Source organism: Pseudomonas sp. Leaf58, assembly GCF_003627215.1.
Taxonomy (GTDB): domain Bacteria; phylum Pseudomonadota; class Gammaproteobacteria; order Pseudomonadales; family Pseudomonadaceae; genus Aquipseudomonas.
Map to the genome: position 1 here is coordinate 3,567,484 of NZ_CP032677.1, position 25,385 is coordinate 3,592,868.

Sequence of the window (25,385 nt, forward strand, 5' to 3'; positions counted from 1 at the left end):
TTTGCTGGGTAAAGTGACGTTGTAGTTATAGATGACCGTTCCTCGGCGCTTTGTTTTTTTTTCCGCAAGGCGAAAACTTCCAACGCAGTTCCACGGTCTATGACTTCAAACATTTCCTACGTAATTCAGAGGTTTCCACCCAAATGGCAGCAGTAATGGTCGGCCAATTCCACGCCCGTGACGCCGAAGGCCGCATCTACCCCGTGCACGAGTTCCAGGAGTCCACCCTGCAACTCGACGGCAGCACGCTGGGCGCCCCCGTCACCACCTACCGCCTTGCTATCGGTGACAAGGTCAACCACCTGGGTGAAAACCGTTTCGAACTGGCCCGCAGCGGCGTCGAGATCATTCGCATTCCCTAATGCAGTCCACGGTGTAACGGCCGCTTTCATTCTGCAGACCGTGCACGTCAGCGACGAAACCAGGGAAGCCTTGGTTGAACGCGCGGGCGAAGGCCAGGTAGTCAAGTATCGAGCGGGTCGCCTCGGTGAACCGCTCCCCCGGCATGATCAATGGAATGCCCGGCGGGTACGGCACCAGCATCACCGCCGCCACCCGCCCCAGCAGCGCCTCGATCGGCACTGCCTCTACCTCACCGCGCACCATCAGGTCGTAGGCCCGGGCCGGGCTCACGGCCACCTCCGGCAAGCGCGTGAACAGCCGCTTTAGCTGCTTGGCCGTAGCATTGGCGCGGTAGCAGCCATGCAACTGTTCGCACAGGTCACGCAGGCCCATACCCTGGTAGCGTGAGGCATCGGCAACCACCACGCTGGGCAGGCAGTGGCTTAGCGCCGTATTGCCGTCATAGTGGCGTTTGAATTCCAGCAACTCGGTGAGCAAGGTGCTCCACTTGCCCTTGGTGATGCCCATGGAGAACAGCACCAAAAAGCTGTACAGGCCGGTTTTCTCTACCACCAGCCCGCGCTCCCAGAGAAACTTGCTGACCACCGCGGCCGGAATGCCATGCTCGCCCAGCGCACCGCCTGCGCTCAGGCCGGGCATCACCAGGGTTACCTTCAGCGGGTCGAGCAGCACATAATCATCCGCTACTTCAGCAAAGCCATGCCACTCTGCCCCCGGCTGCAGCAGCCAGTCCTCGGCGGCCAGGCGGTGAATGCCTTCGGCGCTCGGCGGCTGCCAGATGCTGAACCACCAGTCGTGTGCGGCAATGTGCTCGCGCAGGTTGGCCAAGGCACGGCGAAAGCTCAACGCCTCATCGAACATTTCCTGCAGCAGCGAACGCCCGGCGGGCCCTTCCATCATGGTCGAGGCCACGTCCAGCGAGGCGAGGATGCTGTACTGCGGCGAAGTCGAGATGTGCATCATGAACGCTTCGTTGAAGCGGTCCCGGTCCAGTTGGCGCCGGGCCCCGTCCTGCACATGGATCATCGAAGCCTGGCTGAAGGCGGCCAGCAGCTTGTGGGTGGAATGGGTGCTGAACACCAGCGGGCTGTCTGCTGCGCAGGCCGTGCCCATGGCATAACGGCCGGTGAAAAAGTCGTGGAATGCCGCATAGGCGAACCAGGCCTCGTCGAAGTGCAGCACCTCGACACTGGCGCCCAGGGTCTGCTTGATCAGCCCGGCGTGGTAGCACAGGCCGTCGTAAGTGGAGTTGGTGACTACCGCCAGCTTGATACGCTGCCCACGGTCGCGAGCCAGTGGGTTGGCGTGGATCTTCGCCTGAATCGCCTCGGGGCTGAATTCGCTGAGCGGGATCGGCCCGATAATGCCCAGCTCGTTGCGTTCGGGGCATAGGTACAGTGGGATAGCGCCGGTCATGATGATCGCATGCACCACCGACTTGTGGCAGTTGCGGTCCACCAACACCAGGTCGTCACGGCCGACCATGGCGTGCCAGACAATCTTGTTGGCCGTGGAAGTGCCATTGATGACGAAAAAGGTGTGATCGGCGCCGAAGTTGCGCGCAGCCCTGGCCTCGGCTTCGGCCAGGGGGCCGGTGTGGTCAAGCAGCGAGCCCAGTTCCGGCACCGAAACGGACAGGTCAGAGCGCAGGGTATTCTCCCCGAAAAACTGGTGAAAGGCCTGGCCTACTGGGCTTTTGCGGTAGGCCACACCACCGCCGTGGCCCGGGGTGTGCCAGGAATAGTTGGACTGTGCGGTGTGCTGCACCAAGGCCTTGAAAAAGGGCGGTAACAGGCCGTCGAGGTAGATATGCGCGGCGCGTGCCACCTGGCGGGCAAGAAACGGCACGGTGTCTTCGAACAAGTAGAGGATACCGCGCAGCTGGTTGAGCTCGCTCATGGCCTCGGCGGGGGCGTTTTCCAGGGTCACCTGCTCGCCCAAGGCGAAAATCGGCAGGCTGGGTGCACGCAGCCGAGCCAGGCGAATCAGCTCGGCCATGTTTTGCAGCAGGTGGGTATTCTCGCCGACGCCTTCGGCGGCAATCAGCATGCAGGCCAGGCCGTGGTGGGTGGCGGCGACCAGGCAGGCCTCGGCGTGGTCGGCGGCGGCGAGGATGGCGAAGCCGTCCTGGCGCAGTTCCTCGGCAATGCCCCGGACGCGCTCGCCGGCGACACTGTCAGCCTTGATGGCACGGTGGACGATGAGGATCGGGAACTTGAGGTCCTTGTACATCAGGTGGCTACCTCCGAAGGACATATCGTCCATTTCAGGGTAGTTGAGCCTGGTATTGCCTGTACTGGCCTCTTCGCAGGTAAGGTATTTTCACCTGTAGGAGCGGGTTTACCCGCGAAAGGGCCGGAACAGGCGACCAATCAGCTGGCAGGTACCTCGGTAAGGGCCTGCCACATCGAGGGCCCACCCGCTGACTTGGCAATGGCCGCCAAGCGCTCGGCATGCGCCGCCAGTTCTTCGGCATTGGCCATGATCACCCGCCCCGGCGCACGGCCGGTGATCCGGCGGATCTCGCTGCCACCAACGCCCTGCCCGTCACCCTCGGCGTCTGCCCCGTGCCCGGCCAGCGACAGGCTGGTCTGGCCACCGGTCATCGCCAGGTAGACGTCAGCCAACAGCTCCGAGTCAAGCAGCGCGCCGTGCAACTCGCGGCCAGAGTTGTCGATGTCGTAGCGTTTGCACAGCGCATCCAGGCTGTTGCGCTGCCCTGGGTGGCGCGAGCGTGCCAGCAGCAGGGTGTCGAGGATGGTGCAGTGCTGCGAAATGTCTGCGCGGTCCTGCTGGCCGATCAAGGCGAATTCGTTGTTGATGAAGCCAACGTCGAACGCCGCGTTGTGGATGACCAGCGTGGCGCCCTGGATGAACGCGAAAAACTCCTCGGCTACTTCACGGAAACGCGGTTTGCCGACCAGGAAGGTATCGGTAATACCATGGACGTTGATGGCGCCTTCATCACTTTCGCGGTCCGGCTGCAGATAGACGTGGAAGTGCCGCCCGGTGAGGCGCCGGCCGATCACCTCGACACAGCCGATCTCGATGATCCGGTGGCCTTCGCTGACCGGCATACCCGTGGTTTCGGTATCGAGAATGACGAACCGTTTATCTTGCTGCTGCTCCACGCGGGGCGCTCCAACTTGCATCAGTTACAAAGCCGGGGATTGTACCCCAGCTCAACGCTGGGCGCGCACCTCGTCGACCCCACGGTTGGCCAACTGGTCGGCGCGTTCGTTGCCGGGGTGGCCGATATGGCCGCGTACCCACTTCCAGCTCACCTTGTGGCGGTTGACCTGCTCATCCAGCTGCTGCCACAGGTCGGCGTTTTTCACCGGTTCCTTCGCCGCAGTCTTCCAGCCGCGCTTCTTCCAGTTGACCATCCACTCGTTGATGCCTTTCATCACATATTGCGAGTCGGTGGTCAGCACCACTTCGCACTCACGCTTGAGCGACATCAGGCCCTGAATAGCCGCCATCAGCTCCATGCGGTTGTTGGTGGTCTCACGCTCGCCGCCCCACAGTTCCTTCTCGACGCCCTTGTAAATCATCAGGACCCCCCAGCCGCCTGGGCCGGGATTGCCCTTGCAGGCACCATCGGTAAACATCTCGACGCTATCGCTCATGTACCACTCTTGAAGTCAGTGCTTGTCAGTTTCAGGGTTGGCCGCCGTGCGGTTGACCTTGGCCAGCGGCAGCGGCAGCAGCTTGCCCATCGGCTCACGGCGCTCTGGGCGCAACGGCCGCAGGCCTACCACCATCTTGCGCGCCACCAGCAGGTACACCCCGCCACCGGAGCCCTGCCAGCCGCCGGCCAACCGCTCCCAGCCTTGCAGGCGTTGCTGCCAGGCCGGTGAAGCAAGCGGCGGACGATAGCACCCGAAGCGGCGTTTCTCCAGCGCGAAGCCCAGCAGGTTGAGCCAGTCACCCACCCGCGAAGGCGAAATACAGCGCGCCTTGCGCAGGGCGCCATGGCTGAAGAAATGGCGCATACCCCAACTGCTCCAGGGGTTGATCCCGACAACCAACAAGTGCCCGCCCGGGCGCACGGCGCTGGCGGCCTCGCGCAGCAGGCCATGGGGCGAGAGGCAAAAATCCAGGCCATGCTGCAGCACCACCACGTCGGCAGCGTGCTCGCTCAGTGGCCAGGCCTGCTCTTCACAAACGATTTCCACCCCCGGCAGCGGCGCGCCGAGGCGCACGTTGCGCTGCACCTGGGGGGCGCTGGGCGGCGGCTCGGCGCAGGGGCCGTAGTGCACCAGGTAACCACCGAAGAAGCGCCCGAGCTCTTCTTCCAGCAGTTTTTCTTCCTCTTTGAGCATCAGTTGGCCGAGTGGGCCATTGAACCACTCACGGGCCAGGCTGATCAGCTTGACCCAGTCCGGGTCGGCCTGGGCAAAGGCTTGGTCGGTCATTGCGCTCTCCCTCGAAGGTTCTCGCACCGCGCCATCGCGGATAAGATGCCCTCATGTGCCACGCTAGGCGAATCGGATCCGCACCATGATACAGATCGATGCTCTCCCCGCTTTCTCCGACAACTACATCTGGTTGTTACAGGATACTGCCAAACGCCGCTGTGCGGTGGTCGATCCGGGTGACGCCGGCCCAGTGGAGCGCTGGCTGTCAGCGAACCCCGGCTGGGTGCTGAGCGACATCCTCGTTACCCACCATCACAACGATCACGTTGGCGGGGTGGCGCGACTCAAGCAGTTGACGGACGCCAGAGTCTGCGGCCCGGCCAACGAAGCCATTCCCTGCCGTGACCTGGCGCTGGCCGAAGGCGACCAGGTAGAGGTGCTGGGGGTGACCTTCCGGGTGCTGGCGGTGCCCGGCCACACGCTGGGGCATATCGCCTTGTTTAGCGACCAGTCGCCAACACCCGTCCTGTTCAGCGGCGACACGCTGTTTGCAGCCGGCTGCGGGCGCATGTTCGAGGGCACCCCTGAGCAGATGCAGCCCGCCCTCGCCCGCCTGGCAGCCTTGCCGGAGCAGACCGAGGTGTACTGTGCGCACGAATACACGCTCAGCAACCTGCGCTTCGCCAAAGCGGTGGAACCTACTAATCCGCACGTTCTACAACGATTTGATGACGTTACCCGTCTGCGTGCCGAAAATCGCATCACATTGCCATCAACGATTGGCCTGGAACGGCTTACCAACCCCTTCCTGCGTACTTCTGAAACATTAGTTAAACAAAAAGCAGACGAATGGAAGGGACATTCAAACGACACGCATGTCGCTGTTTTTGCTGCCTTGAGGTCTTGGAAGGACACCTTCTGATAACCTCAAGATATATCGCATAGACGGGTCAAAGGTTGACCAGGCCGGGTGCGGTTTCTAGAATCGCCGAAATTTTCGCCCGGATACCTGTATCAGCCGATGTCTTTACGTAGCCGCAGAACCTCTCATTCCGTCGCCCTGACGCGCCTGGCCCAAATCAGTGCGCTGGCTCTGGCCGCCACCTTGGTGGGCTGCCAGAGCACCCGTCAGCTCGACGAATCCGACAGCGTTCGCGCGCACAATTATCAGGCACGTATCAAGCACAAGCCGGCCCCACTGCTGGTCAAGCCTGTCGAGCAGGCACCGCAGGATGTGTGGGAACGCATGCGTCAGGGCTTCGTGCTGCAAGACAGCATCGACGTCAACCCGCGTATCGAACAGCAGCGCCTGTGGTTCGCCAGCAACCCACGCTTCATCGAAAGCGCCGGCGAGCGCGGCAGCCTGTACTTGCACTACATCGTCGAGCGCCTTGAAGAGCGCGATATGCCGCTGGAACTGGCCCTGCTGCCGGCCATCGAGAGCGCCTACAACCCGATGGCCTACTCACGCGCCAGCGCCGCTGGCATGTGGCAGTTCATGCCGGCGACCGGCCGCCACTTCAACTTGCGCCAAACCAACTTTTACGATGGCCGTCGCGACATCACCGCGTCGACCAACGCCGCGCTCGATTACCTGACCCGCCTGCACGACATGTTCAACGGCGACTGGCTACTGGCCCTGGCTGCCTATAACGCTGGCGAAGGTACGGTCAGCCGTGCCATCGAGCGCAACGAACGGCTCGGCCTGCCGACCGACTACTGGAACCTGCCGCTGCCGCAGGAAACCCGCGACTACGTGCCCAAGCTACTGGCGCTGTCGCAGGTGGTGTCCACGCCTGAAGCCTACGGCGTAAACCTCAACCCAATTGCCAACGAACCCTACTTCGAAGCCGTCGCCATCAACGACCGCCTCGACCTGTCGCGTGTGGCGGCTTTCGCCAACATCGACGAAGACGAACTGATCCAGCTGAACCCTGCGTTCAAAAAACGCATGACCGTGGACGGCCCCAAGCAACTGCTGGTACCCACCGCCAAGGCGCAATTGCTGAGCGACAGCCTGTCCAACCTGAAGCCCGAGCAGTTGGTCAGCCTGCAGCCGAACAAGGCCGTGTTCGCACGTGCGGTGGCTGAGGGCAAGGTGCCAGTGGCGGCACGCAGCTATCGGGTCAAGCGCGGCGACAACCTGGGCGCAATTGCCAAGGCCAACAGCGTTTCAGTCAAGGACATCAAACGCTGGAACCGTCTGTCCGGCAACAGCGTGCGTGCCGGCCAGGTCTTGGCCCTGCGCGGCGCCAACGCACCGAGCAGTGCCGGTAACCGGGTGGCTGCATCCGCCCAGCGCTCCACGCAATACAAGGTACGCAAAGGCGATTCGCTGTACTTGGTGGCCAAGCGTTTCAACGTGGAAATGAAACACCTCAAGCGCTGGAACCCGCGCAGCGGCCATGCTCTCAAGCCAGGGCAAACCCTGACCGTCTACCTCTCGCATTGATCCCCGGGGGGGATGGCGCGGCCCCTGTAGCAGCAGCCGCGCCCCCCTAGCTAGACGGAAGCGGGCACACCCGCTACCCCCTCCTGCAAAGCCTCTCTTTTTCCAACCCCACCAAGCTGTTACTGTACCCCGATCAAAGCCCAACGCCTCTGGATCGGATGCCGACTTGATACGTCCCCTCCTGCTGTCACTCAGCCTGGCCTTGAGCTTTCCCGTAGCCGCGATGGTGAGCGAAAGCCACGGATACGCGCAGTTCGGCACGCTCAAGTACCCAGCCACATTCACCCATTTCGACTGGGTCAACCCGCAAGCGCCCAAGGGCGGTACTTTGCGGGCCATGGCTTTCGGTACCTTCGACACCCTCAACCCCTACACCTTCAAGGGGTCGAGCCCGATTACTACACCCAATTTCCAGCAGTACGGCGTCAGCGAGCTGAACGAGCCGCTGATGGTCGGCACCGGCCAGTACGACCCGTCCGGTGACGAACCGACTTCCAGCTACGGCCTGATCGCCCGCTCGGTGGAGTACAGCGAAGACCGCAGCTGGGTGGTGTTCAACTTGCGCCCGGAAGCCCGCTGGCATGACGGCAAGCCGATCACCTCGGCAGACGTGGCCTTCTCGTACCGCACGCTGCTCAAGGACGGCCACCCGATCTACCGCACCAACCTGCAGGAAGTGCAACGGGTCGACATCCTCGGCCCGCTGCGCATTCGCTTCGTGTTCAAGCGCGCCGGCAACCCGCTGCTGATTCTGCGCCTGGGCGAAATGCCAGTACTGCCCAAGCACTATTGGCAAAAGCGCGACTTCAAGGCGACCACGTTCGAGCCGCCGCTGGGCAGCGGCCCCTACCGCATCACTGAAGTGCAGCCAGGCCGGCGCCTGGTGTTCGAGCGGGTGAAGAACTACTGGGGCAAGGACCTGGCGGTGAACCGCGGCAAGTACAACTTCAAGCGCGTGGAATACGAGTTTTACCGCGACGCCACGGTAGCCTTCGAAGCGTTCAAGGCAGGCGAGTTCGACATCTACATCGAGCATCAAGCAAAGAATTGGGCCAACGGCTACAACTTCCCAGCCGTGCGGCGTGGCGAGGTGATCAAGGCGCAAATCCCGCACCGCATCCCCACCCAAACCCAGGGCTTGTTCATGAACAGCCGCCGGGCCAGCTTCAGCGACCCACGGGTACGCCAGGCGCTGGGGCTGATGCTGGACTTCGAGTGGACCAACCGCGCCCTGTTCAGCAGTGCCTACCGCCGCTCGACCAGTTACTACCCCAACAGCGAATTCGCCGCCAGCGGCCTGCCCACCGGCAAGGAGTGGCTGCTGTTGGCGCCGTTCCGTGACCAGTTGCCCGCCAAGCTGTTCAGCGAAACCTACAAAGTCAGCCAGACCGATGGCCGTGGCGTCAGCCGCCAGACCTTGCGTCAGGCCCTAGGCCTGCTCGCCGAGGCCGGCTGGAAGCTGAACGGCCAGCGCCTGGTGGACAGCAAAGGCCAGCAACTGCGCATGGAGCTGCTACTGGTAAACCCCAACCTTGAACGCATCCTGCAACCTTACGTCGAAAACCTGGCCAGCATCGGCATTGATGCGCGCTTGCGCACCGTGGACCGCGCCCAGTACAAACAACGCCTGGACCAGTTCGATTTCGACATGATCTTGATGACCCTGAACCAAACCCTGAGCCCCGGCCTGGAACAGTGGCTGTACTTCCATTCCAGCCAGGCCGCGACCAAGGGCAGCAAGAACTATGCTGGGGTCAAGGACCCGGTGGTCGACCACCTGCTCGACACCCTTTTGGCGGCCCGCACCCGCGATGACCAGGTGGCTGCAGCCCGCGCCCTTGACCGCGTGCTCTCATGGCATTACTACATGATCCCCAACTGGTACCTCGACAACCACCGGCTGGCCTATCGCAACCGGTTCGCCTTCGTCACCACGCCGCCCTACACCCTCGGGCTGAACAGCTGGTGGATCAAGACTTCGGAGAAAGCCCAATGACGCCAACGCACCGACTGCGCCGGCTGGCAGGCAGCCTGTTGCTCGCCTGCCTGAGCCTTCCCACCCTGGCCGCACCGCAACACGCGCTCACCCTTTACGACGAGCCGCCCAAGTACTCTGCCGACTTCAAACACTTCGATTACGTCAACCCTGAAGCGCCCAAGGGCGGTACTTTCCGCCAGTCCAGCTTCGGTGGCTTCGATAGCCTCAACCCATTCATCAACAAAGGGGTGCCGGCCGAAAACATCAGCATCATCTACGACACCCTGATGCGCCAGAGCCAGGATGAGCCATTCACCGAGTACGGCCTGGTCGCCGGCAAGATCGAAAAGGCCCCGGACAACAGCTGGGTACGCTTCTACCTGCGCCCGGAGGCGCGCTTCCACGACGGCCACCCGCTGCGTGCCGACGATGTGGTGTTCACCTTCAATGCCCTGATCAAGGACGGCGCGCCACTGTATCGCCAGTACTACGCCGACGTTGCCGAAGTGGTCGCCGAAGACCCGCTGAAGGTGCTGTTCACCTTCAAGCACAAGAACAACCGCGAACTGCCGCTGATTCTTGGCCAGCTGCCGGTATTGCCCAAGCACTGGTACGAAAACCGCGAATTCAACCGCGGTAATCTGGAAATCCCGCTGGGTAGCGGGCCGTACAAAGTTGCCGAGGTCAAGGCCGGGCGCTCGGTGCGCTACGAACGGGTCAAGGACTACTGGGCCAAGGACCTGCCAATCAACCGCGGCTTCTACAACTTCGATGTCATGACCTTCGATGCCTACCGCGACACCACCGTCGCCCTGGAGGCACTGAAGGCAGGTGCGTTCGACTACGCGTTGGAAGTCAGCGCGAAAAACTGGGCCACTGCCTACAATGTACCCGCCGTGCGCGAGGGCCGCCTGATCAAGGAAGAACTGCCCAACGGCAACCCCACCGGCATGCAGGGTTTCATCTTCAACATCCGCCGCCCGGTGTTCCAGGACGTGCGTGTGCGCCAGGCGCTGAGCTTGCTGCTGGACTACGAGTGGACCAACAAGCAGCTGTTCAACGGCGCCTACACCCGTACCGGCAGCTACTTCGACAATTCGGAAATGGCCGCCCGCGGCTTGCCCAGCCCCAGCGAGCTAAAAATCCTCGAACCGCTGCGCGGCAAAGTGCCCGAGCAGGTGTTTACCGAAACCTTCCATAACCCGGTCAGCGACGGCAGCGGCATGATTCGCGAGCAGCAGCGCCAGGCCTACAAGCTGCTGCAGGAAGCCGGCTGGAAAATCGTCGACGACAAGATGGTCGACGCTCAAGGCAAGCCGGTCAGCATCGAGTTCCTGCTGGCGCAGACCGAGTTCGAGCGCATCCTGCTGCCGTTCAAGCGCAACCTCGCCGACCTCGGCATCGAGCTGAACATCCGCCGAGTCGACGTGTCGCAATACATCACCCGTCTGCGTTCACGCGACTACGACATGATCGTCGGCGGCTACCCACAGTCCAATTCGCCGGGCAACGAGCAGCGCGAGTTCTGGTCCAGTTCCGCCGCCGACAACCCTGGCAGCCGTAACTTCATCGGCCTGCGCGACCCGGCCATCGACCAGCTGGTGGACCAGCTGATCAACGCCGACTCGCGCCAGAGCCTGATCGACCACTGTCGCGCGCTCGACCGCGTGCTGCTATGGGGCTACTACGTAATCCCCAACTGGCACATCAAGACCTGGCGTGTGGCCTACTGGAACCACATCGGCCACCCGAGCGTTTCGCCCAAGTACGACATCGGCATCGATACCTGGTGGATCAAGCCGGGCGTGACCCCAGCGGTCAGCGAAGCCCCTGCGGACGAGGCCAACTAACATGCTGGCCTACATCCTGCGCCGCCTGCTGCTGATCATCCCGACTCTGTTCGGTATCCTCATCATCAACTTCATCATCGTCCAGGCCGCCCCCGGTGGCCCGGTCGAGCAGATGATCGCCAAGCTCGAAGGCTTCGAAGGCGCCACCAGCCGCATTGCCGGTGGCGGTGCCGAGGTGTCGGTAGCCGGCTCCAACTACCGTGGTGCCCAGGGCCTGGACCCGGCGCTGATCGCCGAGATCGAGCGCATGTACGGTTTTGACAAGTCGCCGCCCGAGCGCCTGTGGATCATGATCAAGAACTACGCCCAGCTGGACTTCGGCGACAGCTTCTTCCGCGATGCCAAGGTAATCGACCTGATCATCGAAAAGATGCCGGTGTCGATCTCGCTGGGGCTATGGAGCACGCTGATCATGTACCTGGTGTCGATCCCGCTGGGTATCGCCAAGGCGGTGCGCCACGGCAGCCACTTCGACGTTTGGACCAGTTCAGCGATCATCGTCGGCTATGCCATCCCGGCGTTCCTGTTCGCCATCCTGCTGATCGTACTGTTCGCCGGCGGCAGCTACTTCGACTGGTTCCCGCTGCGCGGCCTAACCTCCAACAACTTCGACGAACTAAGCACCACCGGCAAAGTTCTCGACTATTTCTGGCACTTGGTGCTGCCGATCACCGCGCTGGTCATTGGCAACTTCGCCACCATGACCCTGCTGACCAAGAACAGCTTCCTCGACGAGATCAACAAGCAGTACGTGGTCACCGCCAAGGCCAAGGGCCTGAGCCGGCCACGGGTGCTGTACGGCCACGTGTTCCGCAATGCCATGTTGCTGGTGATTGCCGGCTTCCCGTCGGCGTTCATCGGCATTTTCTTCACAGGCTCCTTGCTGATCGAGGTGATCTTTAGCCTCGACGGCCTAGGCCTGATGAGTTTCGAGGCGGCCATCAACCGCGATTACCCGGTGGTCTTCGGCACCCTGTTCATCTTCACCCTGCTGGGGCTGGTGGTGAAACTGATCGGCGACCTGACCTACACCCTGGTCGATCCACGCATCGACTTCGCGAGCCGGGAGCACTGACATGGCCTTGTCCCCCCTCAACCGTCGGCGCTTCGAGCGCTTCAAGGCCAACCGCCGTGGCTGGTGGTCGCTGTGGCTGTTCCTGATCCTGTTTGGCCTGAGCCTGGGCGCCGAGCTGGTCGCCAACGACAAACCGATAGCCGTGCGCTACGACGGTGCCTGGTACTTCCCGGCGTTCAAGCGCTACCCGGAAACCACCTTCGGTGGTGAATTCCCGCTGGAGGCCAACTACAAGAGCCCATACATCCGCGACCTGCTGGAGAAAAAACACAGCTTCGTGCTGTGGGCGCCGATCCCGTTCAGCTACCAGAGCATCAACTACGACCTGCGCGTGCCCGCCCCTGCCCCACCCTCGGCGGACAACTGGCTGGGCACCGACGACCAAGGCCGCGACGTCCTGGCGCGGGTGATCTATGGCTTCCGCATTTCGGTGCTGTTTGCCCTGACCTTGACCGTGGCCAGTTCCATCGTCGGCGTCATCGCTGGCGCCTTGCAGGGCTTTTATGGCGGCTGGGTCGACCTGGCCGGGCAGCGCTTCCTGGAAGTCTGGTCGGGCCTGCCGGTGCTGTACCTGCTGATCATCCTCGCCAGCTTCGTGCAACCGAACTTCTGGTGGCTGCTGGGCATCATGCTGCTGTTCTCGTGGATGAGCTTGGTGGATGTGGTGCGTGCCGAGTTCCTGCGCGGGCGCAACCTGGAATACGTGCGCGCTGCCCGTGCCCTGGGCATGCGCAACGGCGCAATCATGTACCGGCATATCCTGCCCAACGCCATGATCTCGACCATGACCTTCATGCCGTTCATCCTCACGGGCGCCATCGGCACCCTCACCGCCCTGGACTTCCTCGGCTTCGGCCTGCCCGCAGGCTCGCCATCGCTGGGCGAACTGGTGGCCCAGGGCAAGTCCAACCTGCAAGCTCCATGGCTGGGTATCAGCGCGTTTGCGGTACTGGCGTTGATGCTGAGCCTGCTGGTGTTCATCGGCGAATCCGCCCGCGATGCCTTTGACCCGAGGAAGTGACATGAGTGAACAGAACCTGATCGAAGTGCGCGACCTGGCGGTGGAATTCGTCACCGGTGACCAGGCTCACCGCGTGGTCGACGGTATCAGCTTCGATATCCGCAAGGGTGAAACCCTGGCCCTGGTGGGCGAGAGTGGTTCGGGCAAATCGGTTACCGCGCACTCGATCCTGCGCCTACTGCCCTACCCCCTGGCCCGTCACCCCAGCGGCAGCATCCGCTACGAGGGCAAGGACCTGCTGCAGCAGAGCGAGAAGGCCCTGCAGCGCATTCGCGGCAACCGCATTGCGATGATCTTCCAAGAGCCGATGACCTCGCTTAACCCGTTGCACTGCATCGAAAAGCAGATCAACGAAATCCTCCTGCTGCACAAGGGCCTGACCGGCAAGGAAGCTACCGCGCGCACGCTGGAACTACTGGAACTGGTCGGCATCCCCGAGCCGCGCAAGCGCCTCAAGGCGCTGCCGCATGAGCTGTCTGGCGGTCAGCGTCAGCGGGTGATGATCGCCATGGCGCTGGCCAACGAGCCGGAGTTGCTGATTGCCGATGAGCCGACCACGGCGCTGGATGTGACCGTACAGCTGAAAATTCTCGAGCTGCTCAAGGAACTGCAGGCCCGCCTGGGCATGGCGCTGTTGCTGATCAGCCATGACCTGAACCTGGTACGCCGCATCGCCCACCGTGTGTGCGTGATGCAGCACGGGCAAATTGTCGAGCAGGCTGAATGTGCCAGGCTGTTCAGCGCGCCGCAGCACCACTACACGCAGATGCTGATCAATGCAGAGCCCAGCGGGCTGCCCGCGCACAACCCAGTGGGGGCGCCATTGCTGGAGGTGGATGACCTCAAGGTGTGGTTCCCAATCAAGAAGGGCTTGCTGCGGCGCACGGTTGACCATGTGAAGGCGGTCGATGGGGTGAACTTCAGCTTGCCGCAGGGGCAGACACTGGGGATTGTCGGCGAGTCCGGGTCGGGCAAGTCGACGTTAGGTTTGGCGATCTTGCGGCTGATCTCCAGCCAGGGCGGCATTCGTTTTCATGGGCAGAATCTGCAAGGCATGAACCAGCAGGCCGTGCGACCGCTGCGGCGCGAAATGCAAGTGGTGTTCCAAGACCCGTTCGGCAGCCTGAGCCCCCGCATGTGCGTGGAGGACATTGTCGGTGAAGGCCTGCGCATACATAAGATTGGTACGGCGCAAGAACAAGAAGCAGCGATTGTTGCGGCCCTGGAAGAAGTGGGGCTGGACCCGCGCACCCGACATCGCTATCCGCATGAGTTTTCCGGTGGTCAGCGCCAGCGCATTGCAATTGCCCGGGCGCTGGTGTTGAAGCCGGCGCTGATTCTGCTGGATGAGCCTACCTCGGCGCTGGACCGCACGGTGCAGCGGCAGGTGGTGGAGTTGCTGCGCAATCTGCAGCAGAAGTACAACCTGACGTACTTGTTCATCAGCCATGACCTGGCGGTGGTCAAGGCGTTGAGTCACCAGTTGATGGTGATCAAGCATGGGCAGGTGGTGGAACAAGGGGATGCGCAGGCGATCTTCCATGCACCGCAGCATCCGTATACCCGGCAGTTGCTGGAGGCGGCGTTTTTGCAGGTGGAGGCTTCGTAGGAGCGGGCTTGCCCGCGAACACGGGCGAAGCCCATGCCATCCACCGCGGTGCCTGCTGCGCGGGTAAACCCGCAGCTACCGCGTCTACCTTGAAACCTGTGGTGATCCTGTGGGAGCGGGTTTACCCGCGAAAGAGCCCGCCCAGGCACCCGAGAAATCTAGGTGGTCATCAATTTTTCTGACAACAATCGTCTTTCATCATCAGCCGTACCAAGCATAAATTCTCCACCGTCGACCCCAGCAGCAACGGTAGAGTCCCATGTCCAGCCCACAACAGCAGCCCTCCTCCCCCGCCCTAGCCACACTGATCCAGCGCTCCAGTCTGCCCAGCCCTTCACTCAGCGAGCCCCAGGCACACGCCGTGCTGCAGACGCACTACGGCCTTGCCGGCGACCTGTCGGCACTGGGTAGCCAGCAGGACCTGAACTTCCGCGTGGACACCGCACACGGCCGTTTCGTGCTCAAGGCCTGCCACGGCAGCTACGCCCAACTGGAGCTGGAAGCCCAGCATGCCGCCCTGGCCTTCTTGCGCGAACAGGGCCTGCCAGTGCCAGCCGTGCGCACGGCCAATAACGGCCAGGCGTTGCTGGAACTGGACATCGACGGGCAACCGCTGCGCATGCGCCTGCTCGATTACATCGAAGGCCAGCCACTGACCCGCCTCAAGCACATGCAACCCCGCCTGATGGCCGAACTGGGCGGGCTCTGCGCGCGACTGGACAAGGCCCTGGCCACGTTCGACCACCCAGGCCTTGAGCGCACCCTGCAATGGGACCCGCAACACGCCCAAGCGCTGATCCAGCACCTGCTGCCCGTGCTGCACAACGCCGACCAACGCGCCCGCATTGAGCAGGCCGCCCGCTTGGCCGCCGCCCACCTGGCGCCTTTGGTCGACCAACTGCCAAGCCAGGCCGTGCACCTGGACATCACTGACGACAATGCCGTGTGGGCCCGCGACGGCGAGCGCCAGTGGCAACTGCAAGGGGTGATCGATTTCGGCGACCTGCTGCGCACTTGGCGCATCGCCGACCTGTCGGTGACCTGCGCGGCGTTGCTACACCACGCCGAAGGCGACCCGCTGCGGATTCTGCCAGCTATCCGTGCCTACCAAGCGCTCAACCCCTTGACCGAGGCCGAGCTGCGCGCGCTCTGGCCGCTGGTACTGAACCGCGCTGCCGTGCTGGTATTGAGCAGCGAGCAACAACTTAGCGTCGACCCCGGCAACCAGTACACCCGCGACAACATCGCCCATGAATGGGAAATTTTCGACACCGCCACCGCTGTGCCTTTCGCGCTGATGGAGGCGGCCATCCTCCAGGCTGCCGGCCTGCAACCCGCCACACCGGACCTGAGCGGCTGCGCGCCGCTGCTGCCCGAGCTGAACGGGCAGGCTGTAACACGTGTCGACCTGGGTGTGCTCAGCGTGCATTGCGAGGCGGGCAACTGGCAACAACCCGGCTTCGATCAGTACCTGCTGAGCGCGCAACCGGCCCCGGCCTGCAGCCTGCACGGGCAGTATCGCCTGTCGCAAACCCATATCGACCGCCCCGAAGAGCCTGCCACCTGCGCCCTTGGCGTCGAACTGCATGTGCCCAACGGCAGCCGGGTGCAAGCGCCAGATAGCGGCACCTGGCAGCGCCATGGCGATGGCCGTGGTTGCCTGCGCAGCGCGCACTGGGCGTTGTGGCTGCAGGGCCTGGAAGACGCCCCGGCAGATGGCCAGGCGGTCGAAAAAGGCCAGTCGCTGGGCAGCAGCTGTGGCTTCCTCAGCGTGCAGCTGTGCCTGGCCAGCGGCACCCAGCCGCCGTTCTTCGCCACCCCGTCGCACGCTGCCGCCTGGCTGGCCCTGTGCCCGTCGCCGGCCGCGCTGCTGGGCTTCGACTGCGATGCCGCGCCACTGCCCGACCCGCAGGCGCTGTTGGCCCGCCGCGATGCCAGCTTCGCCCGTTCGCAGAAGCACTACTACGCCCAACCACCACACATCGAACGTGGCTGGCGCAACTACCTGATCGACATGCAGGGCCGCTCGTACCTGGACATGCTCAACAACGTCGCGGTGCTGGGCCACGGCCACCCGCGCATGGTCGCCGAGTCAGCGCGGCAGTGGTCGCTGCTGAACACCAACTCGCGCTTCCACTACGCCGCCATCACCGAGTTCTCCGAACGCCTGCTCAAGCTGGCGCCCGAAGGTTTCGACCGGGTGTTCATGGTCAACAGTGGCACCGAGGCCAACGACCTGGCCATTCGCCTGGCCTGGGCCTACAGCGGCGGGCGCGACCTGCTCAGCGTGCTGGAGGCCTACCACGGCTGGTCGGTGGCCACCGATGCCATCTCTACCTCGATCGCCGACAACCCGCAGGCCCTGGAAACCCGCCCGGACTGGGTGCACCCGGTCGAAGCGCCGAACACCTTCCGCGGCCGCTTCCGTGGTGCCGACAGCGCCGCCGACTACCTGCGCGACGTCGACGCCAAGCTGGCCGACCTCGATGCCCGTGGCCGCCAGCTGGCGGGCATCATCTGCGAGCCGGTGTACGGCAATGCCGGTGGTATTTCGCTACCGGCTGGCTATTTGCAAGAGGCCTATGCCAAGGTTCGCGCCCGCGGCGGGGTGTGCATCGCCGACGAAGTTCAGGTGGGCTATGGCCGGCTGGGCGAGTACTTCTGGGGCTTCGAGGAACAGGGCGTGGTGCCCGATATCATCACTATGGCCAAAGGCATGGGCAACGGCCAGCCGCTGGGTGTGGTCATCACCCGCCGCGAGATCGCCGAAGCGCTGGAGGCCGAGGGCTACTTCTTCTCCTCAGCCGGGGGTAGCCCGGTCAGTTGCCGCATCGGCATGGCGGTGCTGGATGTGATGCACGAGGAAGGCCTGTGGGACAACGCCCGCGATACCGGGCGCTACTTCAAAGCGCGCCTGCAGGCACTGGTCGACAAGCACCCGTTGGCTGGCGCGGCGCATGGTTCGGGCTTCTATTTGGGGCTAGAGCTGGTGCGTGACCGCGCAACGCTCGAGCCGGCCACCGAGGAAACCATGGCCCTGTGCGACCGCCTGCGTGACCTGGGTATTTTCATGCAGCCGACCGGCGACTACCTGAACATCCTCAAGATCAAGCCGCCGATGTGCACCACGAAGGCGAGCGTGGATTACTTTGTCGACAGCATTGACCGGGTGCTGGGCGAAGGGTTGTAGGGGATTGGGTGAGGGCTCAAGGCGCTTGGCGGTGGTTTTTCAGCGCCTGTGAGATCGAGCGCCGCGCGGGCGGCGCTCGATCTCCCAGGCGCTGAAAATCTCAAACCAACCTTTAGCCCCCCCAGATACATCAATCCATTACTCTTCGCTCACAACGCCCCCGATATCAGGTTCAATGAACATGGCCTTCACCAGCGACTCCCTGGCAATTTTCCTCGCGGTGCTGGATGCCGGCTCGTTCTCCGCCGCCGCCCGCAAGCTGGGCCGAGTGCCCTCAGCCGTGAGCATGGCGATTGCCCAGCTGGAAGCGGAGCTGGACCTGCCGCTGTTCGACCGGGCCACACGCAAGGCGCTGCCCACCAGTGCCGCGCTGGCGCTGGAACCCCAGGCCAGGCAGGTGATTTGCCAACTCAACCTGCTCGACGCCCAGGCCCTGCAATTGCACAAGGGCTTGGAAAAGCGCCTGACCATTGCCATGGCGCCCGAGCTGCAGACCGGTCGCTGGAGCCAGCCGCTGGAAATCCTCGCCCAAGAATTTCCCAGCCTGGAAATCGAAGTGCGCTCGGCTACCCAGACCGAAGCCATCCGCCTGCTACACGACGGTAGCGTGCAGTTGGCGCTGGTGTTCGAGCGGCCGGGCATCGATGAACGCGAGTCATTCCTCGAAGCCGGCAGCCAGCTGCTGGTGGCCGTCGCCTCGCCGCGCCACCCGGCCGGGCAGAACAACGGCACGCCGTTGCCCGAGGAGGCCTTCGCCGAACAGCGGCAGATCATCGTGGCCTCAGGTAAAGCCACCGGTTCGGACCCGCGCATGGTGCTGTCACGGCGCATCTGGCTGACTGACAGCTACCTGGCCACGCTGGATTTGGTGCAGTCCGGCCTCGGCTGGGCCTACCTGCCACAGCCTTTGGTTGAACCGTTGATTGCTTCGGGCGCGTTGGCGGAGGTGCGCTTCGACAACATGGCCAGCCGGTTGCGGTTGTGGGTCGACATCATCTGGGTCAAGCCGCGCCCGCTCGGGTTGGGTGCGCGGCGCTACCTGGAGGTGATCCGCCAGCTGTTCGAGAAGGAGCCGCCACGGGCCTGAATATGGCTGGTAATCTATTGCCCCCTGCCGCCACCCGGGGAACCCAAGGATCACAACGATGTGCTCTGGTGGGCGTTCGCCCTGCGCCTGGCGCCCAGAGTAGTATGGCCAGCGGAAATGGATCTGGAGTCAAGAACAGCTCCCTGAGCCCACCAGGCTGCTGTAGGAGCGGGTTTACCCGCGAACACCGGCAAAGCCGGTGCCAAGCACCGTGTCACATTCTTCGCGGGCAAGCCCGCTCCTACATGGGGCCGCGTGAGCCCGAGTCATGCAACCGGTGCCATCAACCTGTATCCCACCCCCGCCTCAGTGATGATGAAACGCGGCGCGGTCGGGTCATCGCCCAGTTTCTGCCGCAAATGCCCAACCACGATGCGCAGGTAATGGGTGTCCTCTACATGGGTAGGCCCCCAGATGTCCTTGAGCAATTGTTGCTGGGTAATCACCCGCCCCGGGTGCCCGGCCAGTTGCGCCAGCAGCGCATACTCCTTACGTGTCAGCGCCACTTCCACGCCGCCCAAGGTCACCCGGCGAAAGGCAAAGTCCACGGTCAACGGCCCTACGCTGGCCGCCACCTCCGAGCCACCGGACTGCGGTACCTGGCGCAGTAAAGCCCGCACCCGCGCCAGAAACTCCTGGATACCGAACGGCTTGGTCACATAGTCATTGGCGCCGCCATCCAGCGCATCAACCTTCTGCACTTCACTGGCGCGCACCGACAACACCATCACCGGCACCGCACTCCATTCGCGCAGTTCACGCAGTACCTGCTGGCCGTCCATGTCCGGCAGCCCCAAGTCGAGCACCACCAGGTCCGGCTTGCCCAGCGCAGCCTGGGCCAGCCCTTCACTACCGGTGGCGGCCTCGAGCACCTTGTAGCCCTGCGAAACCAGGCTGATGCGCAGGAACTTGCGGATCTGCGGTTCATCGTCGATGACCAATAGGGTGGCGGACTGGCTCATCGGGTTTCGCTTTCGGCTTCAGGTTGAGGGGGTAGCGGCAAGCATAAAGTGATGCGAGTGCCCTGGCCATCGATGCCTTCGTCCACCAGGATCTGCCCGCCATGAGCACCGATCATTCCCTGGCAGATCGCCAGGCCCAGGCCGGTGCCCTGCCCGCCGCGGTCGCCGCGGGCAGCGGTATAGAACATGTCGAAGACCTTTTCGCGGTCGGCCAGCGGAATGCCGGGGCCCTCGTCGCAGACGGCGAAGCGCAATTGCTCTCCTTGCACGAACACTTGCAGTTCCAGCCGACCATTGGCCGGCGAAAAGCGCGCAGCGTTTTCCAGCACGTTGACCAGCGCCTGCTCGATCAGCGCCGCATGCACGAACAGCAACGGCAACTCGGCGGGCACGTCGGTGTGCACACGCAGCGGTGCCAGCACCACGCGCAGGCGGTTGAGGGCGCTGCCGACGATGTCGGCCGGGGCCACCCAGTCGCGCGCCAGCTTGAGGCCGCCGTGGCCCAGACGGGTCATGTCCAGCAGGTTTTGGATGTAGCGGTCGAGGCGTTCGGCCTCGTTGCGGGTGCCCTCCAGCAGTTCGCGGCGGTCAGCGGACGGGATCGCCTCGCCCAGCGCCAGCAGGCTGTCGATGCTGCCGCGCATGGCCGTCAACGGGGTACGCAGGTCATGGGATACCGAGGCCAGCAAGGCGCTGCGCAGTTGCTCGGTTTCGCCATGCAAGCGCGCGGCCTCCAATTGTTCGGCCAGGCGGGCGCGCGCCAGGGCCTGAGCCAGTGGCTGGCCAAGGGCGGTAAGCAGGCGTCGGCGCGGGTCGCTGAGCGGCTGGCCGGAGCGTGGGCGCACGCCGAGCAATGCCAAGGGCTGTTCGTCGACCGCCAGCGGCCACCACCACCAACGGCCATTGGGTAGGGTGTCACTGCCATGGCCGGCGGCCTGGCCGTGCTGCCAGGCCCACTCGGCGGCAGCACGCTCGGTGTCGCTGAAGGCATGGGGTTCGCCGCTGGCCACCTGCAGCTGGCCTTCGGCATTGCGCTCCAGCAGGCACACCTGCATGTCCTGCCAGCCATTCAAGTGCTGGCCGGCGGCGTTGAACACTGCCTGACGGTCGGTGGCCACGGTCAGCCGGCGCGACAGGTCGAGCAACTGGCTGGTCTGCGCCTGGGTCTCGCGCAAGGCCTGCAACTGGCGGCGCTGGCGCGCGGCCAGGTTGCCGGTAAGCGCCGCCATCAACAGGAAGAACACCAAGGTCAGCACGTCCTCTTCCCGCTGGATGCTGAACGAGAAGTTGGGCGGGATGAACAGAAAGTCGTAGGTCAGGAACGACAGCGCGGCACAAGCCAACGCAGGCCCCAGGCTGCTACGCACCGCGACCAGCAACACCGCAGCCAGAAACACCAGCGAGATATTGGGCAGCGCCAGCACACTCGACACCGCCCAGGCCAGGCCCGCAGCCATGCCGGTGGCCAACAGCGCCAGCAGGTAATGGCGCCAGACCCACACCCGTCGCACCGCCGACCGGGGTGCTTGCGGCTGCACGTCGCGGTCCAGCACGTTGATTTCCAGGCCGTGGCTTTCGCGCAGCAGCCGCGCGGCCACACCGGCACCTAACAGGCGCCGGCGCAGGCGGTCGCGGGACTGCCCAACCAGCACCAGGCTGGCCCGCCGCTCAGCAGCATGCTGAATCAATGTGTGCGCCACTTCGCCAGCCCGCAGCAGCACCACCTCCCCACCCAGGCGCTGGGCCAGTTGCTGCGCGGCCTGCAGGCGCTGGCGCGCGGTTTCGTCGCGCAGCCTGCCGTTGTCCACGTGCACCAGGCTCCAAGGCAAGTGACGACGCTGGGCCACGCGGCTGGCATGGCGTACCAGGCGTTCGGCCTGGTCGTCGCCATCTACACCCACCAGCAACCGCCCGCGCAAGGCCGGGGCTTCCTGCCCGCGTTGGCGATAGCCGTTGGCCAGGTCTGCATCCACCTGGGCAGCAGCGGTCTGCATGGCCAGCTCGCGCAGGGCAGTAAGGTTGGTTTGCGAAAAATAAGCGTCGATGGCGGCCCGCGCTTGCTCTGGCACGTACACCTTGCCTTCGCGCAACCGTTCGAGCAGCTCGCGCGGTGGCAGGTCGATCAGTACCAGCTCGAAGGCTTCTTGCAACACCCAGTCCGGCAGGGTTTCGCGCACCTGCACGCCGGTGATGTCGCGGACCTTGTCATTGAGGCTTTCCAAGTGCTGGACGTTGACCGTGGTGTACACGTCGATGCCGGCGGCCAGCAGTTCCTGCACGTCTTGCCAGCGCTTGGCGTGGCGGCTGCCGGGGGCGTTGGTGTGGGCCAGCTCGTCGATCAGGGCCAGGGCCGGCGCAGCCTTGAGCAAGCCATCGAGGTCCATTTCCTCAAGGGTGACGCCACGGTACTGGCTGCGCAGCAACGGTTGTTGCTGTAGGCCACCGAGCAGCGCCTCGGTTTCGGCGCGGCCGTGGGTTTCGACCACTCCAGCCAGCACCTGCACGCCTTGGCGTTGCTGGGCGTGGGCGGCCTGAAGCATGGCGAAGGTCTTGCCGACGCCGGGGGCGGCACCGAGGAACACCTTCAGCCGGCCCCGACCGGTGTGCGGGAGGGTAGCCAACAGCGCGTCTGCGCGGGTGGAGTCACTCATCTTTCATCCTTTGGTGTGGCGGCGTCCTGCAGCCGTTTTGGGCCTGCTTTGCAGGCCATCGCCGGCAAGCCAGCTCCCACAGGTACAGCACAGCGCTACATGCTGCGCAATACCTGTGGGAGCTGGCTTGCCGGCGATGGGCCGCAAAGCGGCCCCAATATCAGTGGCTCAGATGCTCAAGTGCCTGGTTCAAGGCCAGCACATTGACCAGCGGCGGGCCGATCAATGGGTGGAGGGTGGCCTCTTCCAGCAAGCCTTGCAAGCGCGCTACCGGCAGTTGCCGTGCCGCCGCCACCCGCGGAATCTGGTAGGCCACGGCTTCCGGCGGCAGGTGCGGGTCGAGGCCACTGCCCGAGGTGGTCAGCAGCGCCTGAGGCACCGGCCCCTGCTGCCCCTGATACAGCGCCGCCGCATCGCCCTTGACCCGCTCGGCCAGCGCCGGGTTGCTAGGCGACAGGTTACTGGCGCTGCTGGCCAGGGTGGCATAAGCGCCTGCCGAGGGCCGCGAATGGAACCAGCCATCGCCCTGAAAATCCTGGGCGATCAGCGCCGAACCACGCACCTGGCCCCGGTCATCGCGCACCAGGCTACCGTTGGCCTGGCTGGGGAAAGCAACCTGGGCAATACCTGTTACCGCCAACGGATACAGCGCGCCGGTGACCAGGGTCATCAACAGGGCCAGGCTCAACGCCGGGCGTAAATAAGCATTCATGGTGGCCTCCTTTAGACCAGGTGCAAGGCATTGAGCAGCAGATCGATCAGCTTGATCCCAGCAAACGGCACGGCAATACCGCCCAGCCCGTAGATCAGCAGGTTGCGCCGCAGCAGGTGCGCTGCGCTGGCCGCCTGCACCCGCACCCCGCGCAGTGCCAGCGGGATCAGCACGATGATGATCAGAGCGTTGAACACGATGGCCGACAAAATTGCACTTTGCGGGCTGGCCAGGTGCATCAGGTTGAGCACGCCCAACTGCGGATAGATGGCGGCGAACAGCGCCGGCAGGATGGCGAAGTACTTGGCCACATCGTTGGCGATCGAGAAGGTGGTCAACGCCCCGCGGGTCACCAGCAGTTGTTTGCCGACCTGCACCACGTCCAGCAGCTTGGTCGGGTCGCTGTCCAGGTCGACCATGTTGGCCGCCTCGCGTGCGGCCTGGGTGCCGTCGTTCATGGCCATGCCCACGTCAGCCTGGGCCAGCGCCGGGGCGTCGTTGGCGCCATCGCCGCACATGGCCACCAAGCGGCCGTCGTTCTGCTCCTGGCGGATGCGTGCCAGCTTTTTCTCCGGCGTGGCTTCGGCCAGTACATCATCCACGCCGGCTTCGGCGGCGATTGCAGCGGCGGTCAGCGGGTTGTCGCCAGTCACCATCACCGTGCGGATGCCCAACTTGCGCAGCTCGGCAAAGCGCTCGCGGATGCCGGGCTTGACCACGTCCTTGAGGTGGATCACGCCGAGCAGGCGCTGGTCGATGCACACCAGCAAGGGGGTGCCGCCACTCTGGGCGATGCGCTCCACTTCACGGGCCAACGCCACGGGCATTTCCAGGCGCTGCATGCCGACGAACGCCAGCACGGCATCGACGGCGCCCTTGCGGTAACGGTGCTGCTGCAAATCGATTCCCGACAGGCGCGTCTCGGCACTGAATGCCACGGCCTCGAACTGCCCAGCGGGTGGTTCGACGAAGTCGTGCAGCTGGCGCAGGTACTCGACAATCGACTTGCCCTCGGCGGTGTCGTCCGCCAGCGAAGCCAGCAAGGCGCCCTCCCCCAACTCGCGGGCGGTGATGCCCGGGGCGGCATGCAGTGCGCTGCAGCGGCGGTTGCCGAAGGTGATGGTGCCGGTCTTGTCGAGCATCAGCGTGTGCACGTCACCCGCCGCCTCCACCGCGCGGCCCGAGCGCGCAATCACGTTCAGCCGCACCAGGCGGTCCATACCGGCGATGCCAATGGCCGACAGCAGGCCACCGATGGTGGTGGGGATCAGCGTCACCAGCAGCGCAGCGAGGAAGATCAGCGGCAGGCTGCCCCCTACGAAATGGGCGAACGGCTGCAAGGTCACTACCACGATCAGAAAGATCAGAGTCAGGCCGATCAGCAGGATGTCGAGGGCGATTTCGTTCGGGGTCTTCTGCCGCTTCGCGCCTTCGACCAGGGCAATCATGCGGTCGAGGGTCGATTCGCCCGGGTTACTGGTGATGCGGATCAACAGCCAGTCGGAGACCAGCCGGGTATTGCCGGTCACCGCCGAGCGGTCGCCGCCGGATTCGCGGATCACCGGCGCGGACTCGCCGGTAATGGCGGCTTCGTTGACCGCAGCAATGCCGTCAAGTACCTCGCCGTCAGCGGGGATCATTTCGCCAGCCACCACGCGCACCACGTCGTCCTTGCGCAAGGCGCTGGCCGCAACGATCTGGTAGCTGCCATCGCCCTTGCGACGCTGGGCGGTCAGGCCTTGGCTGCCGGCCTTGAGGCTGTCGGCGCGGGCCTTGCCACGGCCTTCGGCCAGGGCTTCGGCGAAGTTGGCGAACAGCACGGTGAACCACAGCCACAGAGCGATCTGTACGGCAACGCCGGTACTCACGCCGCTGCCGGGGGCGAAGCACAGGACCGTGGTCAACACCGCGGTCAGGGCAACTACCAGCATCACCGGCGTACGTTTAAGCTGGCGCGGGTCGAGCTTGATGAAGGCCTGCACCAGCGCCGAGCGCCACAGCGCGGCGAAACGGGTCTGGTCCTTGGCATTGTGCCGGGCTTGTGTTTCAGGGATGGGCATGTTCATGGTCGGTC

General features: G+C 64.1%; 18 protein-coding genes. 10 read left to right on the forward strand and 8 right to left on the reverse strand.

Annotation, left to right across the window (positions count from 1 at the left end; translation table 11 throughout):
• The first annotated feature begins 143 nt into the window (after window positions 1-143).
• A complete protein-coding gene (locus tag DV532_RS16640) occupies window positions 144-362 on the forward strand; it encodes a hypothetical protein (RefSeq protein ID WP_056803342.1) in 219 nt (72 codons plus the stop codon).
• Here DV532_RS16640 and DV532_RS16645 read toward each other — a convergent pair.
• The 4 genes from DV532_RS16645 to DV532_RS16660 form a co-directional block, all read right to left on the reverse strand.
• The gene (locus DV532_RS16645; RefSeq protein ID WP_056803344.1) at window positions 346-2,595 is read right to left on the reverse strand and encodes an Orn/Lys/Arg decarboxylase N-terminal domain-containing protein; all 2,250 of its coding nucleotides are present in this window, start codon (window positions 2,593-2,595) and stop codon (window positions 346-348) included. The genes DV532_RS16640 and DV532_RS16645 overlap by 17 nt on opposite strands.
• Window positions 2,596-2,735: 140 nt before the next feature.
• Window positions 2,736-3,494: a DNA polymerase III subunit epsilon gene (gene dnaQ, locus DV532_RS16650; protein WP_056803347.1), complete on the reverse strand. Its 759-nt coding sequence runs from the start codon at window positions 3,492-3,494 to the stop codon at window positions 2,736-2,738.
• 51 nt (window positions 3,495-3,545) lie between these two features.
• Window positions 3,546-3,992, reverse strand: coding sequence for a ribonuclease HI (gene rnhA / locus DV532_RS16655; protein ID WP_016498736.1), 447 nt, complete (start codon window positions 3,990-3,992; stop codon window positions 3,546-3,548).
• 15 nt (window positions 3,993-4,007) lie between these two features.
• Window positions 4,008-4,781, reverse strand: a complete 774-nt coding sequence (locus DV532_RS16660) for a class I SAM-dependent methyltransferase (protein WP_056803350.1) — start codon at window positions 4,779-4,781, stop codon at window positions 4,008-4,010.
• Window positions 4,782-4,866: 85 nt separating this feature from the next.
• Between DV532_RS16660 and gloB the strand changes: the two genes are divergently transcribed.
• The 9 genes from gloB (at window position 4,867) to DV532_RS16705 (ending at window position 18,986) form a co-directional block, all read left to right on the forward strand.
• Entirely contained in the window at window positions 4,867-5,646 is a 780-nt protein-coding gene (gloB, locus tag DV532_RS16665) for a hydroxyacylglutathione hydrolase (protein ID WP_056803353.1), read from the forward strand.
• Between the two features lie 99 nt (window positions 5,647-5,745).
• Entirely contained in the window at window positions 5,746-7,176 is a 1,431-nt protein-coding gene (locus tag DV532_RS16670) for a lytic transglycosylase domain-containing protein (protein ID WP_056803356.1), read from the forward strand.
• Window positions 7,177-7,342: 166 nt separating this feature from the next.
• Window positions 7,343-9,172: an extracellular solute-binding protein gene (locus DV532_RS16675; RefSeq protein WP_201785248.1), complete on the forward strand. Its 1,830-nt coding sequence runs from the start codon at window positions 7,343-7,345 to the stop codon at window positions 9,170-9,172.
• A complete protein-coding gene (locus DV532_RS16680; RefSeq protein WP_056803362.1) occupies window positions 9,169-11,004 on the forward strand; it encodes an extracellular solute-binding protein in 1,836 nt (611 codons plus the stop codon). Before DV532_RS16675 ends, DV532_RS16680 begins: the two co-directional genes overlap by 4 nt.
• A 1-nt stretch (window position 11,005) precedes the next feature.
• The gene (locus DV532_RS16685; RefSeq protein ID WP_056803365.1) at window positions 11,006-12,079 is read left to right on the forward strand and encodes a microcin C ABC transporter permease YejB; all 1,074 of its coding nucleotides are present in this window, start codon (window positions 11,006-11,008) and stop codon (window positions 12,077-12,079) included.
• A 1-nt stretch (window position 12,080) separates the two neighbouring features.
• Window positions 12,081-13,100 carry an ABC transporter permease gene (locus DV532_RS16690; protein ID WP_056803368.1) on the forward strand — a complete coding sequence of 340 codons (1,020 nt, stop codon included), beginning with the start codon at window positions 12,081-12,083 and terminating at the stop codon, window positions 13,098-13,100.
• A 1-nt stretch (window position 13,101) separates the two neighbouring features.
• Entirely contained in the window at window positions 13,102-14,709 is a 1,608-nt protein-coding gene (locus tag DV532_RS16695; RefSeq protein ID WP_056803371.1) for an ABC transporter ATP-binding protein, read from the forward strand.
• 259 nt (window positions 14,710-14,968) lie between these two features.
• Complete coding sequence (locus DV532_RS16700; RefSeq protein WP_056803374.1) at window positions 14,969-17,899, forward strand: aminotransferase; 2,931 nt, start codon at window positions 14,969-14,971, stop codon at window positions 17,897-17,899.
• 181 nt (window positions 17,900-18,080) lie between these two features.
• A complete protein-coding gene (locus DV532_RS16705) occupies window positions 18,081-18,986 on the forward strand; it encodes a LysR family transcriptional regulator (RefSeq protein ID WP_056803377.1) in 906 nt (301 codons plus the stop codon).
• A 266-nt stretch (window positions 18,987-19,252) separates the two neighbouring features.
• On the opposite strand, the gene DV532_RS16710 is transcribed toward DV532_RS16705, so the two are convergent.
• The 4 genes from DV532_RS16710 to kdpB form a co-directional block, all read right to left on the reverse strand.
• The gene (locus DV532_RS16710) at window positions 19,253-19,948 is read right to left on the reverse strand and encodes a response regulator (protein ID WP_056803380.1); all 696 of its coding nucleotides are present in this window, start codon (window positions 19,946-19,948) and stop codon (window positions 19,253-19,255) included.
• On the reverse strand, window positions 19,945-22,599 hold the full coding sequence (locus DV532_RS16715) for a sensor histidine kinase KdpD (RefSeq protein WP_056803383.1): 2,655 nt from the start codon (window positions 22,597-22,599) through the stop codon (window positions 19,945-19,947). Before DV532_RS16715 ends, DV532_RS16710 begins: the two co-directional genes overlap by 4 nt.
• 160 nt (window positions 22,600-22,759) lie before the next feature.
• Complete coding sequence (kdpC, locus tag DV532_RS16720) at window positions 22,760-23,311, reverse strand: potassium-transporting ATPase subunit KdpC (RefSeq protein WP_056803388.1); 552 nt, start codon at window positions 23,309-23,311, stop codon at window positions 22,760-22,762.
• A gap of 11 nt (window positions 23,312-23,322) precedes the next feature.
• The gene (gene kdpB / locus DV532_RS16725; protein ID WP_056803391.1) at window positions 23,323-25,377 is read right to left on the reverse strand and encodes a potassium-transporting ATPase subunit KdpB; all 2,055 of its coding nucleotides are present in this window, start codon (window positions 25,375-25,377) and stop codon (window positions 23,323-23,325) included.
• Window positions 25,378-25,385: the final 8 nt, after the last annotated feature.

What these genes read in the sequence shown, in the direction of transcription:
- DV532_RS16710 (WP_056803380.1), bottom strand. Translation starts at nt 19,948, where the DNA reads ATGAGCCAGTCCGCCACCCTATTGGTCATCGACGATGAACCGCAGATC.
- DV532_RS16640 (WP_056803342.1), top strand. Translation starts at nt 144, where the DNA reads ATGGCAGCAGTAATGGTCGGCCAATTCCACGCCCGTGACGCCGAAGGC.
- DV532_RS16685 (WP_056803365.1), top strand. Translation starts at nt 11,006, where the DNA reads ATGCTGGCCTACATCCTGCGCCGCCTGCTGCTGATCATCCCGACTCTG.
- DV532_RS16660 (WP_056803350.1), bottom strand. Translation starts at nt 4,781, where the DNA reads ATGACCGACCAAGCCTTTGCCCAGGCCGACCCGGACTGGGTCAAGCTG.
- DV532_RS16700 (WP_056803374.1), top strand. Translation starts at nt 14,969, where the DNA reads ATGTCCAGCCCACAACAGCAGCCCTCCTCCCCCGCCCTAGCCACACTG.
- DV532_RS16690 (WP_056803368.1), top strand. Translation starts at nt 12,081, where the DNA reads ATGGCCTTGTCCCCCCTCAACCGTCGGCGCTTCGAGCGCTTCAAGGCC.
- DV532_RS16645 (WP_056803344.1), bottom strand. Translation starts at nt 2,595, where the DNA reads ATGTACAAGGACCTCAAGTTCCCGATCCTCATCGTCCACCGTGCCATC.
- DV532_RS16705 (WP_056803377.1), top strand. Translation starts at nt 18,081, where the DNA reads ATGGCCTTCACCAGCGACTCCCTGGCAATTTTCCTCGCGGTGCTGGAT.
- DV532_RS16695 (WP_056803371.1), top strand. Translation starts at nt 13,102, where the DNA reads ATGAGTGAACAGAACCTGATCGAAGTGCGCGACCTGGCGGTGGAATTC.
- kdpB (WP_056803391.1), bottom strand. Translation starts at nt 25,377, where the DNA reads ATGAACATGCCCATCCCTGAAACACAAGCCCGGCACAATGCCAAGGAC.
- kdpC (WP_056803388.1), bottom strand. Translation starts at nt 23,311, where the DNA reads ATGAATGCTTATTTACGCCCGGCGTTGAGCCTGGCCCTGTTGATGACC.
- DV532_RS16715 (WP_056803383.1), bottom strand. Translation starts at nt 22,599, where the DNA reads ATGAGTGACTCCACCCGCGCAGACGCGCTGTTGGCTACCCTCCCGCAC.
- gloB (WP_056803353.1), top strand. Translation starts at nt 4,867, where the DNA reads ATGATACAGATCGATGCTCTCCCCGCTTTCTCCGACAACTACATCTGG.
- rnhA (WP_016498736.1), bottom strand. Translation starts at nt 3,992, where the DNA reads ATGAGCGATAGCGTCGAGATGTTTACCGATGGTGCCTGCAAGGGCAAT.
- DV532_RS16670 (WP_056803356.1), top strand. Translation starts at nt 5,746, where the DNA reads ATGTCTTTACGTAGCCGCAGAACCTCTCATTCCGTCGCCCTGACGCGC.
- DV532_RS16680 (WP_056803362.1), top strand. Translation starts at nt 9,169, where the DNA reads ATGACGCCAACGCACCGACTGCGCCGGCTGGCAGGCAGCCTGTTGCTC.